Origin of the sequence: Paenibacillus solani (genome assembly GCF_050475945.1) — a bacterium.
In the GTDB taxonomy this organism is placed as follows: Bacteria; Bacillota; Bacilli; order Paenibacillales; family Paenibacillaceae; genus Paenibacillus_AQ; species Paenibacillus_AQ solani_A.
In genome coordinates, this window is sequence record NZ_JBCMXJ010000005.1 from 588664 (window position 1) to 604710 (window position 16047).

17 protein-coding genes are annotated in these 16047 nt (G+C 47.0%); 1 reads left to right on the forward strand and 16 read right to left on the reverse strand.

The window, feature by feature from the left end; translation table 11 throughout:
• Window positions 1-74: 74 nt before the first annotated feature.
• The 7 genes from ABEQ74_RS04450 to ABEQ74_RS04480 form a co-directional block, all read right to left on the reverse strand.
• Window positions 75-1001, reverse strand: coding sequence for an S-layer homology domain-containing protein (locus ABEQ74_RS04450; protein ID WP_430119867.1), 927 nt, complete (start codon window positions 999-1001; stop codon window positions 75-77).
• Window positions 1002-1068: 67 nt separating this feature from the next.
• On the reverse strand, window positions 1069-1533 hold the full coding sequence (locus ABEQ74_RS04455; RefSeq protein WP_053492718.1) for a hypothetical protein: 465 nt from the start codon (window positions 1531-1533) through the stop codon (window positions 1069-1071).
• 79 nt (window positions 1534-1612) lie between these two features.
• A complete protein-coding gene (locus tag ABEQ74_RS04460; protein ID WP_430119869.1) occupies window positions 1613-2341 on the reverse strand; it encodes a hypothetical protein in 729 nt (242 codons plus the stop codon).
• On the reverse strand, window positions 2341-3228 hold the full coding sequence (locus ABEQ74_RS04465; protein WP_430119871.1) for an ABC transporter ATP-binding protein: 888 nt from the start codon (window positions 3226-3228) through the stop codon (window positions 2341-2343). The genes ABEQ74_RS04460 and ABEQ74_RS04465 overlap by 1 nt, the downstream gene beginning before the upstream one ends.
• Before the next feature lie 130 nt (window positions 3229-3358).
• Window positions 3359-4582, reverse strand: a complete 1224-nt coding sequence (locus ABEQ74_RS04470) for an ROK family transcriptional regulator (protein ID WP_430119873.1) — start codon at window positions 4580-4582, stop codon at window positions 3359-3361.
• A 147-nt stretch (window positions 4583-4729) separates the two neighbouring features.
• Window positions 4730-5068: a four-helix bundle copper-binding protein gene (locus tag ABEQ74_RS04475; RefSeq protein ID WP_430119875.1), complete on the reverse strand. Its 339-nt coding sequence runs from the start codon at window positions 5066-5068 to the stop codon at window positions 4730-4732.
• A gap of 123 nt (window positions 5069-5191) precedes the next feature.
• Window positions 5192-6193 carry a CobW family GTP-binding protein gene (locus ABEQ74_RS04480; RefSeq protein WP_430119877.1) on the reverse strand — a complete coding sequence of 334 codons (1002 nt, stop codon included), beginning with the start codon at window positions 6191-6193 and terminating at the stop codon, window positions 5192-5194.
• A 106-nt stretch (window positions 6194-6299) separates the two neighbouring features.
• Between ABEQ74_RS04480 and ABEQ74_RS04485 the strand changes: the two genes are divergently transcribed.
• Window positions 6300-6824: a MogA/MoaB family molybdenum cofactor biosynthesis protein gene (locus ABEQ74_RS04485; protein ID WP_430119879.1), complete on the forward strand. Its 525-nt coding sequence runs from the start codon at window positions 6300-6302 to the stop codon at window positions 6822-6824.
• 65 nt (window positions 6825-6889) lie between these two features.
• Here ABEQ74_RS04485 and ABEQ74_RS04490 read toward each other — a convergent pair whose 3' ends face one another.
• The 9 genes from ABEQ74_RS04490 to ABEQ74_RS04530 all read right to left on the reverse strand — a co-directional run bounded on the left by ABEQ74_RS04490 (window position 6890) and on the right by ABEQ74_RS04530 (window position 15976).
• The gene (locus ABEQ74_RS04490) at window positions 6890-7417 is read right to left on the reverse strand and encodes a hypothetical protein (protein WP_430119881.1); all 528 of its coding nucleotides are present in this window, start codon (window positions 7415-7417) and stop codon (window positions 6890-6892) included.
• 87 nt (window positions 7418-7504) lie between these two features.
• Window positions 7505-8506, reverse strand: a complete 1002-nt coding sequence (locus tag ABEQ74_RS04495; protein ID WP_430119883.1) for an NADPH:quinone oxidoreductase family protein — start codon at window positions 8504-8506, stop codon at window positions 7505-7507.
• 263 nt (window positions 8507-8769) lie between these two features.
• The gene (locus ABEQ74_RS04500) at window positions 8770-10224 is read right to left on the reverse strand and encodes a nicotinate phosphoribosyltransferase (protein ID WP_430120916.1); all 1455 of its coding nucleotides are present in this window, start codon (window positions 10222-10224) and stop codon (window positions 8770-8772) included.
• 57 nt (window positions 10225-10281) lie between these two features.
• Window positions 10282-10839: a cysteine hydrolase family protein gene (locus tag ABEQ74_RS04505; RefSeq protein WP_430119885.1), complete on the reverse strand. Its 558-nt coding sequence runs from the start codon at window positions 10837-10839 to the stop codon at window positions 10282-10284.
• Between the two features lie 63 nt (window positions 10840-10902).
• Entirely contained in the window at window positions 10903-11688 is a 786-nt protein-coding gene (locus tag ABEQ74_RS04510; protein ID WP_430119887.1) for an NUDIX hydrolase, read from the reverse strand.
• A gap of 166 nt (window positions 11689-11854) precedes the next feature.
• Entirely contained in the window at window positions 11855-12304 is a 450-nt protein-coding gene (locus tag ABEQ74_RS04515; RefSeq protein WP_430119889.1) for a RicAFT regulatory complex protein RicA family protein, read from the reverse strand.
• 100 nt (window positions 12305-12404) lie between these two features.
• Window positions 12405-13964, reverse strand: coding sequence for a tRNA (N6-isopentenyl adenosine(37)-C2)-methylthiotransferase MiaB (gene miaB, locus ABEQ74_RS04520; protein ID WP_430119891.1), 1560 nt, complete (start codon window positions 13962-13964; stop codon window positions 12405-12407).
• 293 nt (window positions 13965-14257) lie between these two features.
• Entirely contained in the window at window positions 14258-14830 is a 573-nt protein-coding gene (gene pduL, locus ABEQ74_RS04525) for a phosphate propanoyltransferase (RefSeq protein WP_430119893.1), read from the reverse strand.
• Window positions 14831-15019: 189 nt separating this feature from the next.
• Entirely contained in the window at window positions 15020-15976 is a 957-nt protein-coding gene (locus tag ABEQ74_RS04530; RefSeq protein WP_430119895.1) for a dipeptidase, read from the reverse strand.
• Window positions 15977-16047 lie beyond the last annotated feature (71 nt).

Genomic DNA, 16047 nt, shown 5'->3' on the forward strand with positions numbered 1-16047 from the left:
TGAGATTCTGGTGATCTGTTGGGACAGCCTTTCATTGGAGATTCTATCTTCAATTCAGCGATCACATTGGCAGCTTACTTCGTAAACTCTATGATACCCGCTGCTTGGACATTCACTTTTGTATATTTGGATGGCACGAGGACGTCATCGGAAGCTGACGAGATGACTTGTGGATAATTCATGTCCGGATCGGGCTGAAGAACTTTGTAATAAATCACAGCTTCGCTGTCACTAACATAGTCCACCGAAGTGATTTTGATGCCATACCCGGGATGCGCTAACTCATGTTTGGTTACCGTTACTTTGTTCTGAGCCTCATCTACTCTCGAGATGCTAACACTCACATTTGGATCCATCTTACCTGGCTCCTTGGGTATGTTGTTCTGCTGATGCTGCTCAATGAATCGAACCGATCGGTACGCAAGTTCTGCTGCCTCCAAGCGTGTCAAACTCTTTGCAGGATAAAACTTATCTTGTGCATCGAGCTTTGCTATTTTGGTTAACAGCAGAAATTGAACAGCCCCCCGGCTCTCCTCTTTCATCTGTTCCTCGTCAGCCACATGCAGATACATCATAATCAGTGGATAATTGCCCGTCTTCTGAATCGCTTCCGAGAGCAGAACCGCGAATCCTTCACGCGTTATGGGTTCATTCCATTTCATATCAGCGGATACGGATAATCCGTTCTGAACCGCAATATTGACAGCGTCAGCATACCAGGCATGCTTCGGCACACTCTCAAAGGAGCGCCCTGTAAAGTTCGGCTGTACCTTAAGGTCCGCAAGGTTTACAATCATCTGTATCGCTTGTGCGGTCGTTATTGTCTCAGCCGGAGCAAATCGGTCTGCGCTAATACCTTGGATAATTCCTTTGGCTTGCAGCTCTTTCACCATCGAAATAGAGTTCTCCTCTTGGATATCGGTGAAGGCAGAGGCGCCGCTGGCACCGAGCAAGGAAGATGCGACAAGCACTGCCGTCAACCATTTCGTCGTTTTCTTCATATTTACACCTCCTATGATCTCAGACGCAGAGGTGCTGGAATATGTTTCATTTCAGCGCTCATTCCTGCTATACACTTTTCTCGCCGTCCAAGCCCAGCTTCACGTACATTTCCCGGGAATAACCCTGCAGCTTCTGCTCAAGAGCCTGGGCCTGATCTTTGAATGCGGTTAACTCCCGAATCATCCGGGAACGCCCCGCCGGACTGAATGTTTCATGAATCCGCTCTTTAAAATAATCATGGACAATATAGTTTCGCTGCTTCCAGACTTCCTTTAATTGAAGCGTTTCTTCTTCGGAGAACGGAAAATAATGCTGTATCTCATGTACCAGTTGGCCCAGAGAGCTGCTTAATTTCCGCTGATATAGTTGGGTGAAATCTTCTTCTGAAGGCACATTTCCTTGGGAAAGCTTGATCAGCATCAACAAATTTGCAAGCTGCTGTTCAAGGGCCTGTGAATAATACACCGCTAATCCGAAATAGGCAAACAGCTCTTTGGAGTGGTCACTGTCCAACAGTCGAGATTGTTTCATGGTATCCTCCTCTAGTATTGGCTGTCTTTACCGTTTCTATTTGTGTATATCCTTATGGTAAAGGAAGATCCCCTCTACTTCAACCTACTTTTCGAATCAGCGCTGCCGCGTCTTTGCGGCAGACCGTCCAGAGATAAATCGCAAGTAAAATGAAGCTGTATAGGTATGAATATAATATCGTAACGAAGGTGCTGTTCGCAGGTCGATCTTCTATATGCATGAACAAATCGATCATGGTAGAGACAGGGGGCAGCACATAGATAATAAACCCAATATTAGAAGGGATTTTCTGCTGGAGAGTCTGTCCCGCTAAGGAAATTACCATGAGGATGATCAGCATACCTGCGGCTCTGCCCTGGTTCTCTATAAAACCGAATTGAAAAAAAGCCGAGAGAGAAATACCGAGCAAAGCTAAGGCCACATGTCCCAAAAAACCGAGCGCAAACTCCGATAACGAAATCGGCTTATCAAACATCCCAAACATCACTGGAAAGAGTACCGCAAACAAACTAAAAACAATAGATAATAGAGCAGCGGTGAAAAACTGGGCGGCATAATATCGGATGGGCCCTCCGCTATGAATAATCAGAAGCATCGACTGCCGTCCTTGATCGTGATTGAAAAAGTTCAGGCCAAGCCATGCTGAGCCGATAAACAGAAGAGCGGATGTTACCGCATAACTGCTCATGATCGGATTGGGCCGATAAGAATAGATCAGCATAACCGAGATGATTATAAAAGCGATGGGAGCAAAATATCGATAGGACCTTGTATAACTGACCAGCAGATAACGAATCATTGATATCATTACGCCTCTCCTCCCGCTATCTCCGGTCCCGTCGAGTCCGCAGCGCTTGTCATCTCTCGGTCCCAGGGCTCAAGCCGAATCATGGACCCTCCTGACTGTAAAATCTTCAGTACAATCTCGTCTGCGGCCTGTCTCACAACGACCATGGATGCAGGAGTACCCCGTGATATCCAATAGAGAAAATCCCTGTTGTTCTCCAACTCTATCATCGTGTCCGGATGCACACCAATGAACTCCAGTTTCATTCTGGCGAGCACCGGTTCGTTTTCCAGCATTCCATCCCGCTGGATTCGTCCCAGTCGGAGTCTTGTCTCCCGGTCAGCTAACGATGTTATGAGCAAGGGCTCATGCACAGACATCGTTATGGCAGTGCCTTGTCTTTTGACTTCACGCAATATGCCGATCATCTCCATCTGTGATGACTCATCCAACCCTGAAAGAGGCTCATCCAGAACCAGAAGATCAGGCTGACGCAGCAAAGCTTGCATGATATTTACCTTTTGCAGCATTCCTTTAGAGCATAGTGACATCAATATGTCCTGAAGTTGAAATAGATTCAGCATTGCCTGGATTCGCTTCCTGGCTTCCTGCTTGTCCATTCCCTGAATGCGCGCTATATAGCCCAGATATTCAGAAGGGCGAAATCGGAGTGCAGGAAATCGTTCGGGTACATATCCTACTCGTAAAGGGGCTACTGATTCGATTCGGGAACCTTCCGAGGGAAAGGCAAGCCCCGCAATCATATGCAGCAAGGTGCTTTTCCCCGCCCCGTTGCTTCCCGTAATCGCAACACACTCACCTCGGGCGATGCTCCAATCGATGTTATGTAAGACAACAATTTTACCAAAGCGCTTAAGCACTCCTTTTAATTCCAGCAGCTCTTGCAACCAGATCAACTCCCGTTAACATCTTACACCTGATTCGATAACATACTTGCTCCCCGCTATCTCGACCAATTCATATCTTCATCTCAAACGATATCCTATATTAAATAATTGAGGCAAATACAGATAAGTTCTACTCCTTGTCGCCCATTTCGCTGAGGTATTTTTCAAATACAATGGTTCCGGCACCCACCATACCCGCATGCTCGCCTAATTCCGAAGGTTGAAGCACCATTTGATTATGGAAGCTGGAGAGGCTTCTCTTATACGCTGTTTCTTTTACATGCTCGAAGAAATCCGGATACTGGTTAGCCAGACTGCCTCCAATGATGATCGTTTCAGGTGTCAGTAAATTCATAATATTCGCGAGGGCGATGCCCACGTATTGTGCCGAATTAATTAGACACTGAACAACATTAGGATCTCCATCGTGTGCAGCAGGGATCAAATCGGACATATTTAGACCGTGTTGATCATTTACTAATGAAGATTCATGAGAGCAGTGAGTCCCCAGTCGCTTCTCATTCACACTGTTGATGATCGCCATACCCGATGCCATCGCATCCAGACAGCCGTGATTGCCGCAGTAGCAGCGGGGCCCGTCCATATCAATGGTACAATGACCGATCTCACCCGCTCCAAAGGGAGAAACTCGATATAGCTTCTGATCAAGGATCAATCCGCTTCCGATACTCATATCTGCATTCACGTATAACATACTGTTAAAATGTCTGCCGTTACCATACCACTGCTCACCTAGCGCCATTGCGTTAGCATCCTTCTCCATATAGGTCGGAAGCTCCGTATTCTCCTCGATCAGCCCCTTCAATCGTACCTGATGCAAACCCGGAATATTCGGAGGTGACAGAATTTTGCCTTGTATCGGATCAAGTGGTCCTGGCGCTGCGATGCCAATGCCAATAATCCGGGATTTCAGTTCAGACTGATCTAATACCGCTTGTATGGTCGATATAATGACATTAACTACACTGCCTCGGTTAGCGTTATCTTCAAAATCTCTTCGTTCTTCCATGATCATGTTTCCTTGCAAATTCATAACACCCGCACGCACGAATGTTGGGTCAACATGAACTCCAATTGTGTAAATATCGTCAGGATTCAGGGATATAAGTTTAGGCTTTCTTCCGCGGTATGCATCAACATCATACCCGGCATCCATGATCCAGCCTTCTTGCATAAGTTCTTCCACCAGATTGTTGACAGCCGTAAAGGTTAAATCCATCTTGGCCGCAATTTCTGCCTTGGTTAAGCTACCGTAATCCCGAAGCAACGAGATCACGCCGATCCGATTCATGTTACGGACATGTCGATTATTCTTGCCTACTGAATTATTCATTTCATTACCTCATTCTCTTTAACCATCTTTCTTCTCTACCCAGTCTATTCTAGGGGAAATCTTCGGGTTAGTAAATTAAGGGCATCAAAAAGCCTGATTTCCCCTATGGAAATCAGGCTGCGTTGTCTTCGTGCAGGGAACTTTGTATTATATGTGCTTAAGCATTTCGCGACAAGCCTCGGCGCATTGACGACACGCTTCCGCACATTGTTTGCAATGATCGTGGTCATGTTTCTCGCACTCCTCGGCGCAAGCATCGCATGCCTTGATGCACAGCTCACAAATTTCCTTAAGGAATGGACTTTTTCTTGACATGGCTTGGGCTGCAAATGCACAAATATCAGCACACTCTCTGTCGAGTGTTATGCAATCTCGAAGCATGGCCAGCTCGTATTCTTTCAGACAGGATACATAGCAAACATTACAAGCGTTCATACATTGGAGACATGCTTCGATACATTCTTTGTATTTGAGTTCATTTAACATTTCAATATCCTCCTTGTATTTATTAACGCTATGCCTCTGTATTAAACTGTGGAGGATCGTCTGAAACAAGCAGCCGCTAGAAAGCGAAGTGGAATCATAGCCCAATTAAACCCCACCCGAGGTTTAAGCTTCCGAATGCTTCCCCTCCAGCTTCTCGAGCTGCTCTTTAAGCAGCGACTTCTGAAAGTGCTCTCCGATTAACACCACGACATCCGGAACTTGGCCTTGGGGGTTGATTTTCATAAAGTCAGATTCCCGAAATGCGTACTGAAACAGAAACCGACTGTTCGTATCGCTAAAGGTGAGAATGCCTTTGGCTCGATAAACATCCCTTGGCAGCCCAGCTATAAACTGTTCAAACTCCACGCTGTCTATAGGATTGCTAAAATAATAAGTGTAAGACATAACGTGATCATGCGTTTCGTGAGCATGTCCATGAGTAGGATTGTCGTCCGTTAGCTCATGATCATGTCCGCTTTCTTCACCATGATGATGCACGTCCCTATGATGCCCCTGTGTCTCCTTCTTGAGCAATTCATCCATATTCAAGTCACATCGAACCGCAGGTACGATTGGCGCATGCGGATTCCATCGCTTCAAGCATTCCATAACCGTTTCCTTTTCGAGATCGGTGACCTGGTCCATTTTATTCAACACGAGGAAGGAAGCTGCACGAATCTGCTCCTGCATCAAACGGTATGACTTTCCCTTCTGCTCGTTATTCAAATGTAGCAGATGCGCTGCATCCACCACTGTAATCAACTGGTTGACTTGAATGCGCATATATAACGATGCTTCTGCCACGGCATCGAGTATTTCCATTGGATTTGCGATTCCCGTTGCCTCAATGATGATCACATCCGGGTGCTCACGATCCACCAGCATTGCAATTTCAGATGATAAATCTGATCGAATGGTACAACAAATACAGCCGCTCAGCATCTCTGCTGTCGGCACTTTCTCATCGCCAACCAATCCTTCGATATTGACCTCGCCAATCTCATTCATAACAATGGCAGGTCTCAATCCCTGGTGCTTAAAGTGAGCAATTAGACGGCTTAGTAATGTCGTTTTCCCACTACCGAGAAAACCTGATAAAATATATAGAGGCGTTACGTGCTCCACGTTTCCTACTCCTTTGCGTACATCGTTGATTATGCTAGCGAGTTTACTATATTTCATCCATTCACTGCAAGCACCAACTAAAATCTAAAACAGGAGTTGCAATAATATGAATACAGCACAAACCCATAAACTTCAATCCTCCGCTTCCGTGAACTGTATGGTAATAACCGTCTCGGATACGCGAAATCAGGAAACGGATAAGAGTGGTAAATTGATGATCCGTTTGCTTGAAGAAGCCGGACATGCCGTGACGGCTTATCAGATTGTACAAGATGATTTTGAAGCCATTCGTGAGATCATCGTAGCCGCAGTAAGCAACGCAGAAATTGATATCATCCTCTTAACCGGCGGCACAGGCATATCGAGCCGAGATACCACCTATGAGGCCGTCTCTTCCCTGCTGGACAAAGAGCTACCTGGCTTTGGTGAGATTTTCCGCTACCTGAGCTTTGCCGAGGATATCGGAACTGCAGCCATATTGAGCCGGGCGATCGGCGGCACGCTTAGATCTACCGCCATCTTCTCGATGCCAGGTTCTACCGGAGCGGTAAGCCTGGCCATGAACCGTATTCTGCTGCCTGAGCTAAGGCATATTAAATATGAGCTGGACAAGCATAAACCTCAGCAATGAACACACAGAAGGATTCGACAACATAAAAGGCCGGATGCTTAAATGCATCCGGCCTCGGTTTCACGCTAACTGCTTGCACGCCCTTGATGTTTGGCAAGCAGAGAAGGCGCTATTTTCTTAACCTGTTCATAATAGTTATCTGTCTTATCGCCAGTCGAAGTATACACGATGGACGTTTCGTTATTGCTGATAATCAAATTGTGCCCACCTGCCGCATTAGCATCCCCCTCGGTGACGCCGAATATTTCGGTCATCCCCTTTTCTCTGGCTGCTTGGTTCTGGTAGATGTACACGGTAATAAATTGACTGGCATCGTAGTTAATCCTATATTGATAGGTAATATTACCGATGTCATCCTCCACATACGTCTCATTAGTGAGCGGCATTTTTGCCTTGCTGAAGGATGCCTGAAGATCCTCAAGAAATCTCCCGTTCAGGCCCCGGCCTGAAATCCGGGCCTCCCGCGAACCTTCTTCATAAGCCTTCATATTATATAGGCGCGCTTCATCCTTGGCAACCTGCTTGGAACAACCGACTGATATGGCAAACATGCAGCATAATATTACTACACCTACGATTCTGCGGTACATCATGTTCACTCATCCCTTCTTAAGCGTCAAACGCAACCTAACATTAGGATGCCGCGAATGAGGAACATTATTCGAGATTTCATTCATTTATTACAGAGTAATAACGCTTCTTCCAACCGCTCCACCTTGCAGAATTGTTTTCAGCACTTCGGGCAGATCCGTTAGCCCATATTCTGTAATTCCTTCTCGCAGGACGGATGCAGGATTCCAATTGTCGGCAAGCTTGGACCAGATCTCCCGGCGATAGGACATAGGGCAGTATACCGAATCGATTCCCAGCAAACTAATACCCCTGAGAATAAACGGAAATACCGTTGATTCAAATGCTCCACCGCCTGTCATACCCGAAACGGCAACGCTTCCACCATATTTTACGCACTTCAGGATGGAGCTCAATTGATTTCCCCCGACTGGATCTACTACTGCAGCCCATCTCTCCCCTGATATGGCACCCTTGGAGACTTCTTCAACGACCTCTTCTCTGGATATCACTTCATGAGCCCCCAGTTTCAATAGCCAGTCCCTTTGACTCGCTTTACCCGTAGAAGCTGTTACCTGGTAGCCTAACTGACTGAGTATGGATATGGCAAAGCTTCCTACACCTCCGGTTGCGCCTGTGACAAGTACTGGCCCCTGTCCCTGCTCTAATCCGTTTCGTAGTAAACCATCGATCGATAAGGCAGCAGTAAAGCCAGCAGTTCCTATGGCCATCGCATCACGCAAAGACAAGCCTTGGGGTAAAGGGACAAGCCATTCTGCCTTAACCCGTGCATACTGACTGAATCCCCCTTCATGAGATACGCCTAATTCATAGCCAGTACACAGAACGGAATCGCCTTCCTTGTAATCGGGGTGATCAGAATTCACAACTGTTCCTGCCAGATCAATGCCTGGAATGAACGGGTACCGGCGGACGATTTTCCCTTCCGGTATACTGGCCAGCCCGTCTTTATAGTTAACCCCGCTGTATAACACCCGTACAATAACGTCACCTTCTGGCAGCTGCTTCAAACTCAGATTCTCCACGCTGCCCCGCGCCCCCTGCTCATCTCTTCGCAGTACATAGGCCTGAAATTCGGTTTCGTTGTTCACACGGATCACTCCTTTGGTTAGTTGAGATACTGGATACCAAGCTGGATTTGAAATATGAATGTCGAAGCTTCCTAAATGTCCTCGGAATATGGCGACTTGTGCGCTTTCCCGAGAAATGATCTCCCGTCAGTATTCCGTCAGATGCCCATGTCATAGGTTCAAGAATGATTCAGTCTCAATCTTACAGGTACAAAAAGACGCTCCTTCACATGCCCTTCAGCAGGATACGGGAAACGTCTGTTTCATCAAATATACTATATCACTTAATCTTCATGCTGTTCCATAAACTCTGCCATCATCTGATGTTTCACTTCCCAGACCTGTTCGCTTAAGTTCACACGGTAAATCTCCGGATTCAACTTACGCAAATACTCCGGCCAGAACTGCTCCAGCTGCGTATTATGATAGCTTCGGATCTCTTCAAGCTCCGGCAGGTCATACATCAGTTCACCCTCTACGAATATAGGTTCGAGCATACGAACTGCTTCAAAATTCTTCACATTCTTACGCATGTACGGATGCAGCGGATTAAACAGCTTTAACTTTCCGCTATCCGGCGGCATCTCTTCATCCGGGAAGCAAATATAATCCGCAATCGCTTTGCCGCTCCCCTTGGAGATGATGCGATATACTTCTTTTTTGCCTGGTGTAGACACTTTTTCAGGATTGCCCGAGATTTTGATGGTCGGTATCATCTTGCCATCAACCTCGCGCTCCACCAGCTTATAGACGCCTCCTAGAGCAGGCTGATCGGCAGCCGTGATCAATTGGGTTCCGACACCCCAAGTATCCACCTTGGCACCCTGTGCCTTGAGATCCAGTATCGTTCCTTCATCCAGATCATTTGAGGCAACGATGCCGACATAATCAAGTCCGGCCTCATCCAGCATCTTGCGGGCTTGAATGGACAAGTAAGCCAAATCTCCACTGTCCAAACGGATCGCGTTCATCCGCTTTCCCTGAGCTTCCAGCTTCTTCGCCGTTACAATGGCATGAGGAATTCCACTCTTCAACGTATCGAAGGTATCCACCAACAGTGTTACTTGATCCGGCATGACCTCAGCAAATATATCAAACGCTTCCTGCTCGCTCCTAAATGTCTGTACCCAGGAGTGTGCATGCGTACCTTTAGTTGGAATGCCGAATTTCTCACCGGCAAGCATATTTGATGTGGCATGGAAGCCGGCCAGATATGCTGCACGCGCCCCCCAGACGGCCGCATCCGCTTCCTGAGCACGCCTTGTGCCAAACTCAAGCAGCGTGTCGCCGCTGGCAACCTGGCGGATACGGGAGGCTTTCGTAGCAATCAAGGTCTGGAAGTTCATAAAGTTTAAGAGCGCGGTTTCGACCAGCTGTGTTTCAAAAATCGTGCCTTCAACGCGAATGAGCGGTTCATTCGGGAAGACGAGCGCTCCCTCTTTCATCGAATGAATATTTCCTTGGAAACGGAAATGACGAAGCTCCTCTAGAAACTCTGGTTTGTACTTCTCTTCCTGTTTGGCCAGATACGCGATATCGTCATCCGAGAAACGCAAAGACTGTATATAATGCACAATTCGTTCGAGACCGGCAAATACGGCATATCCGTTACCGAAAGGCAGCTTGCGGAAGTATGCTTCAAATACCGCTCGCGTACGATGCGAGCCGTTAATCCAGTGTGCGTACATCATGTTGATCTGATATTTATCCGTATGTAATGCCAATCCTGCTGTCTGCATCATGATCATCCTCCATGTTACCCGATAATCTTAAGCTTTACGGGTGGTTCAAGCAGTCTATTGAGTTTGAACTTCTTCGCTTCGCACAACTTTTGCTCCGAGGCTGCCTTCAAAATGGCTTAGAGCCCACTTATGTCCTTCAGGATTAAAGCTTGCGACCGCAGCTTCGTAAACTGTGATCTGGTATCCGTAATTATAAGCATCCACAGCGGTATGCAGGACGCAGATATCAGTACACACTCCCACGAGGGCGATTTCTGTAATTCCGCGTTCCCGCAGCTTTTGATTCAAATTCGTCCCGCAAAAAGCACTGTACCTCGTTTTATCCATCCAGTAAATGCTGTCCTTGCGATCTTCATATACCTGTTGGAGCTCACCATATAATTCCCTTCCCTGAGTCCCACGAAGATTATGCGGGGGGAATAGCTTGGTTTCCGGGTGGTAGGTATCCTCACGCTCATGCAAATCAACGGCCATGACGACAAAATCACCACGATCATGGTATTCCTTGGTCAGCTTGGCGATGGTTCCCTGAATATTGATTGCAGGCTCCCCTACCGGAAGATTACCATCCACGAAATCATTCGTGAAATCTATCACGATTAAAGCTTTCATCTGACACACTCCTCTTGAACATGATTAATGTGATCGATAGAATACAAAGGATTTCCTCCCGTGCTACGTATAGATGGATAGCAGCGGGGCATGATCCGTAAAGCGATACAATTGTGCTGGCCGCTGGGAGTATTGATTCGAGCTAAGCGGCTTTCCGTCCTCATCCCGGGCCTCTTCCAGAATTCCCTGCCTGCTTCGGGTAGATGTGATCTTTCGGATAAAATTAGGCTCATTAAACTCAGGCACAACCGTTTGAATGACCTGATACAGCTCACTCAATGTGAAGTGTTCGGGCAGGAACTGTCTGGCAATCGTCGTCTGCAGCATCTGCATTTGAATCTTGCGGTACGCATCCATAATAATTACCCGATGGTCAAAAGCGAGCTCCAGCTTCTCCAACGCTTCTCCAACTGTAAACAAACCAACTTCTTCTGCATCGTCAGCAGCTTGCCGGTGCTCAAGCATCCACTCCTCAACCAACGCGTAGAACGCGTGGCTGATGATCCATCCGCGGGGATCGCGTCCAGGCGCGCTGTATACGCCCAAATACTCCAGATGACCGCCATCGACACCGGTCTCTTCTTTCAATTCGCGCTTGGCTGCATCGTAGATCGACTCGCTCTCACGGCAAAATCCGCCAGGAAGCGCCCACATGCCGGCACAGGGCCATGATCTGCGCCTGATCAGCATCACCTTAAGCTCACGTATAGGCAGTGTCTTGGTGAAGGTCTTCCGCTCCCGCTTCGTCAAGGTAAACATCACAATGTCAGCGGGTACACCGTCCGGCGTTCTATATTTCTTGGTGCTATTCATAGGCATCTGTTCATGATCTGTCATTTCCATCACCATAACTATTATTTTGATAATTTCATTATGACATATTTACTGATGATGTCAAGGATTTCCTGATCGGTATACGCACTTCTATATTTACTATGCCCTATATATACCCATTTACGTGCATCCTTTTTGTATGAACAGAAAAGGTGCGGAAGCATTCCGCACCTTGTTTCTTCTACCCGCAGCTGCTTGGCGGCGTATCTTTTCCTGTTTCTACGTTCACTTTTTCCGAAACGGTGTCATGAATCACGGAAACGACCAGCTGAAGCAGATAATTAATGTCGCTTTGACTTTGCTGGAATTCCATTACAAGCGGAATACCGTCGATTTCCTCTTGCAGCTCTTCAATCTCGCGTTCAATTTTGGCAACCATGTCCTTGTTCTGGAACGTTTCAAAAGCCACAATCTCTTTTTGCTTTTTCTTAATCGTTTTGATCAAGCCTTGGACCCGTTCATGATTCTGGATCTTCTCTTCAGCCTGCTTAAACATCTGAACTTCTTCACTCGTGGATATTAAATCGGCCAGCTCACCGGCTTTAGCTAAAATATCTTCACGTATAACCAAATCGCGGCTATTGTATGTTGCCATACCGTGTGTGTTTGTACGAACATGATCTTGTTCCAAGGTTCATCGCTCCAATTCTTCATCATCTATATGGATATACGCAGCATGAACGTTTTGCCTGACCGCCACTGCTGCAGCAAATGCTGTTTTGTCTACCCCATTATACCGCATCTGAGGCAGTAACCGCGTTCTGAATCATATCCCCTTTGATATACCAGGTTTTCGTATCCGTAATCCGCACGTTCACGAAGCTGCCTACGAGGTCCGTCGAGCCTTCAAAATGCACCAGCTTATTCGTGCGCGTACGCCCCGACAGCATAGTGTCATTATTCTTGCTGACTCCTTCTACAAGGACCTCAACCGTAGCCCCCAGCAATCTGTCGTTACTCTTGCGGCTGTATTCATTAATGGCTGCATTCAAGCGCTGAAGGCGTTCACTCTTGACCTCCATCGGTACATTATCCTCCATCACAGCTGCCGGCGTTCCTTCGCGCGGAGAGTAAATGAATGTATACGCGGAGTCATAGCCTACTTCCCGAACCAGGGACAGCGTCTCTTCAAACTGTTCATCTGTTTCCCCCGGAAATCCAACAATAATGTCCGTGGTAAACGCGACATTCGGAATCGCCTTCTTAATTTTATGAGCAAGTTCCAAATACGACTCACGCGTATATTTGCGGCTCATTTTCTTAAGCACCTGTGAGCTTCCCGACTGCACCGGCAGATGAATATGCTCAACAAGGTTCCCACCCTTCGCCAGAACTTCGATCAGATGATCATCAAAGTCTCTTGGATGGGATGTGGTAAACCGAACCCGTGGAATATCAATCTTGTGAATATCATCCATCAAATCGCCGAAACGATATTGTATATCTTCAAAATCTTTACCGTAGGCATTCACGTTTTGTCCAAGCAGCGTTATTTCCTTATATCCCTGACGGGCTAATTCACGCACCTCAGCAATGACATCCTCGGGACGCCGGCTGCGTTCCTTCCCGCGGGTATAAGGAACAATGCAATATGTACAGAATTTGTCACAGCCGTACATAATGTTCACCCAGCCGCGGAGGCCTTCCCGTTTTTTCGGGAGATTCTCAACAATGTCGCCCTCTTTGGACCACACTTCAACCACCATTTCCTTGCTAAAGAGTGCTTCCTGAATAAGATGAGGCAGACGATGCACATTGTGCGTGCCAAAGATCAGATCAACGAATCCATGTTTCTGAAGAATTCGATTAACAACCGACTCTTCCTGGGACATACAGCCGCACACCCCAAGCAGCATATCCGGCTTCTCGGTCTTCAAGTGCTTCAGATGGCCGAGCTCGCCAAACACTTTATCCTCCGCATTCTCACGAATCGCACAAGTATTGAGCAAAATAATATCCGCCTGCTTGCGATCCTCCGTTGCCCGGTAACCCATCTGCTCCAGCAATCCCTTAATAGTCTCAGAATCGTGCTCATTCATCTGACAACCGTACGTATATACAATATAATGCTTGCCAGCCCCGATGCTGCGGAACTCTTCAGTCAGTTCGGTATCGTACAGGACTTCAACACTCTGTTTGCCGCGTTGTTTTTCCTGTCTATGATTAGGCTCCGAAAGAATATTGATCTCCCGGCCATTAATACGTATTCTCTTCCCGTGTTCATCTTCTGAGAGAACTTTGGCTCCTGAAAAATCAAAATACTTGGAGTAGTCCTTATTTTCTTTTGACATGCTGGGTCACTCCTTAAGAATCCGCTAAATCTTTGGTATACATGGTCATTCTTCTTAAATAGGCACTGCTTTTAATTATATCATGATCTCAAAAGCGAAGCTACCACTCTGAAGGTAATAAGAATTGAAACGATCTTCATCGTTCGCTCAGCCTGACATGCGCTCTTATTAGATTAAAAAAAGAGCCTGGAATCGATATGATTCGATTCAGACTCTTTCTCTCGGTGCATGATTGCATTCTATGAATGCGCAGCACCTACAGTATGTTTTTGATGATATGCTTAGGCTATAGACTAATCAATAATTTCAGCAGTGTCTCCATTTTTCGCGCCTGCAGCGTTTGCTTCATCGGTATCGATATGCATGTCGAGCGCAAAATTATCAGATACGCGAGCAATTACATTCTCAAGTACTAGCCCGCGTTCGCCACCAAGACGCACTTTCAGCAGATCCTTGTCTTTAATGCCCCATTTCTCAGCATCCGACGTATGAAAATGAATATGACGAGCGGCTACAATTACACCTTGGTCAATCGTCACTTCGCCTGCCGGTCCTTTAATGGTGATTCCCGGAGTTCCCTCAATATTTCCCGATTCGCGCACAGGTGCCTTCACACCGATGGCAAATGAATCGGTACGCGAAATTTCAAGCTGGGTTGCAGAACGCGCAGGCCCCAAAATTCTTACTTTATCAAATTGACCCTTGGTACCAATGACCGCAACCGTTTCGTTAGCCGCGTATTGTCCTGGCTGGGACAAAGGCTTAAACTCTGTAAGCTGATATCCAGGGCCGAACAAAGCCTCAATATGCTCCTGGGATAAATGAATATGGCGGGCTGATACACCCACAGGTACAGTTTTACTCATCTGTCTCACTCCTTGTTTTCTCTATATGCTGTACATGCCACCATCTATTATACTCTATTACCCAAAAATAAAAAGGCACACCCACTGATTCTGGCGGCCTTCTTCCGATTTCCTGCTAATTGCAACAGGATTGTCATAGTTCTTGTCAAAAACAGGATCTTGTCAAGAGACGGGTATTCCCAAACTTTTCTATCCTTGCGAATTCAATGAGGGCAAATTCCGTTCCAAAAATTGCAGCGCATATTCAGATATCCAGCCTTGAACCATCGATTCAGGATAATGCTTCAGCAGCAGCTCCTGAAAATACGGATAGCGGCCTGGATGCTCAAGTCCGGAAACCCACTGATCAATTCCGTCGAAATCGGAGCCGAACATGATATGCTTCTCGCCGCCCAGCTCACATATTTTCTCGATATGCGGCAGCAGGTCCTCCGGCTTCACCTGCTCGGTTCCGCTGCGAATAAACCAGGGCACAAACGTAATCCCGATCATCCCGTCTATCGCGATTAACGCCCGAATCTGCTCATCACTTAAGTTGCGGGGATGCTTGCAGATGGAGTATGCGTTGGAGTGCGAGGCTATAATAGGCCGCTTCGTAAGCTCGGTCAATTCCCAAAAGCCGGCTTGGGACAGGTGGGATACATCCAGAATGATGCCGGTTGAATTACACTCTTCTATCAACCGACGCCCTCGTTCGGTGAAACCGCCGTTTCGTTGTTCCAAAACTCCATCAGCTGCCCAATTGGCATAATTCCAGGTAATGCCCATAAAGCGTACGCCTAAATCATAGCAAAGCCTCACATAGTGCAAGCTGCCCTCCAGCCCGTCCACACCTTCCAATGACAAGGCGCCATATCGTCCCTGTTGTCCCCCTCTGATCTCTTGCACTTGTTCCCGCCAGAGCAGGGGCTTTAAATAACCCCGATTCACGATACGGCTGCGATATGCCTCGATCTGTGCCAACACCCGTTCAAAGGAGGCTCTGCCATATTTCTCGCTTAAAAAGATAGCAAATATTTGAAGAGCAATATCTCCTTCCTCCAGACGCTGCATCGTGACATCCATATGCGGGTCATCTACGAAGGAGGCTTTAGGCTCTTCCCACATTTTACTTAAAGCATCACAATGAAAATCTACCGTGCGCATAAAGCTGCACATCTCCCTTCTGCATGTTCACAGCAAAAAACCTGTTTACACGTCAGGGAGTAAACAGGTTC

Coding starts and splice junctions, on each gene's coding strand:
- miaB (WP_430119891.1), bottom strand. CDS start 13,964: ATGTCAAAAGAAAATAAGGACTACTCCAAGTATTTTGATTTTTCAGGA.
- ABEQ74_RS04530 (WP_430119895.1), bottom strand. CDS start 15,976: ATGCGCACGGTAGATTTTCATTGTGATGCTTTAAGTAAAATGTGGGAA.
- ABEQ74_RS04450 (WP_430119867.1), bottom strand. CDS start 1,001: ATGAAGAAAACGACGAAATGGTTGACGGCAGTGCTTGTCGCATCTTCC.
- ABEQ74_RS04500 (WP_430120916.1), bottom strand. CDS start 10,224: ATGCAGACAGCAGGATTGGCATTACATACGGATAAATATCAGATCAAC.
- ABEQ74_RS04490 (WP_430119881.1), bottom strand. CDS start 7,417: ATGATGTACCGCAGAATCGTAGGTGTAGTAATATTATGCTGCATGTTT.
- ABEQ74_RS04455 (WP_053492718.1), bottom strand. CDS start 1,533: ATGAAACAATCTCGACTGTTGGACAGTGACCACTCCAAAGAGCTGTTT.
- ABEQ74_RS04460 (WP_430119869.1), bottom strand. CDS start 2,341: ATGATATCAATGATTCGTTATCTGCTGGTCAGTTATACAAGGTCCTAT.
- ABEQ74_RS04510 (WP_430119887.1), bottom strand. CDS start 11,688: ATGGTGATGGAAATGACAGATCATGAACAGATGCCTATGAATAGCACC.
- pduL (WP_430119893.1), bottom strand. CDS start 14,830: ATGAGTAAAACTGTACCTGTGGGTGTATCAGCCCGCCATATTCATTTA.
- ABEQ74_RS04475 (WP_430119875.1), bottom strand. CDS start 5,068: ATGTTAAATGAACTCAAATACAAAGAATGTATCGAAGCATGTCTCCAA.
- ABEQ74_RS04470 (WP_430119873.1), bottom strand. CDS start 4,582: ATGAATAATTCAGTAGGCAAGAATAATCGACATGTCCGTAACATGAAT.
- ABEQ74_RS04485 (WP_430119879.1), top strand. CDS start 6,300: ATGAATACAGCACAAACCCATAAACTTCAATCCTCCGCTTCCGTGAAC.
- ABEQ74_RS04505 (WP_430119885.1), bottom strand. CDS start 10,839: ATGAAAGCTTTAATCGTGATAGATTTCACGAATGATTTCGTGGATGGT.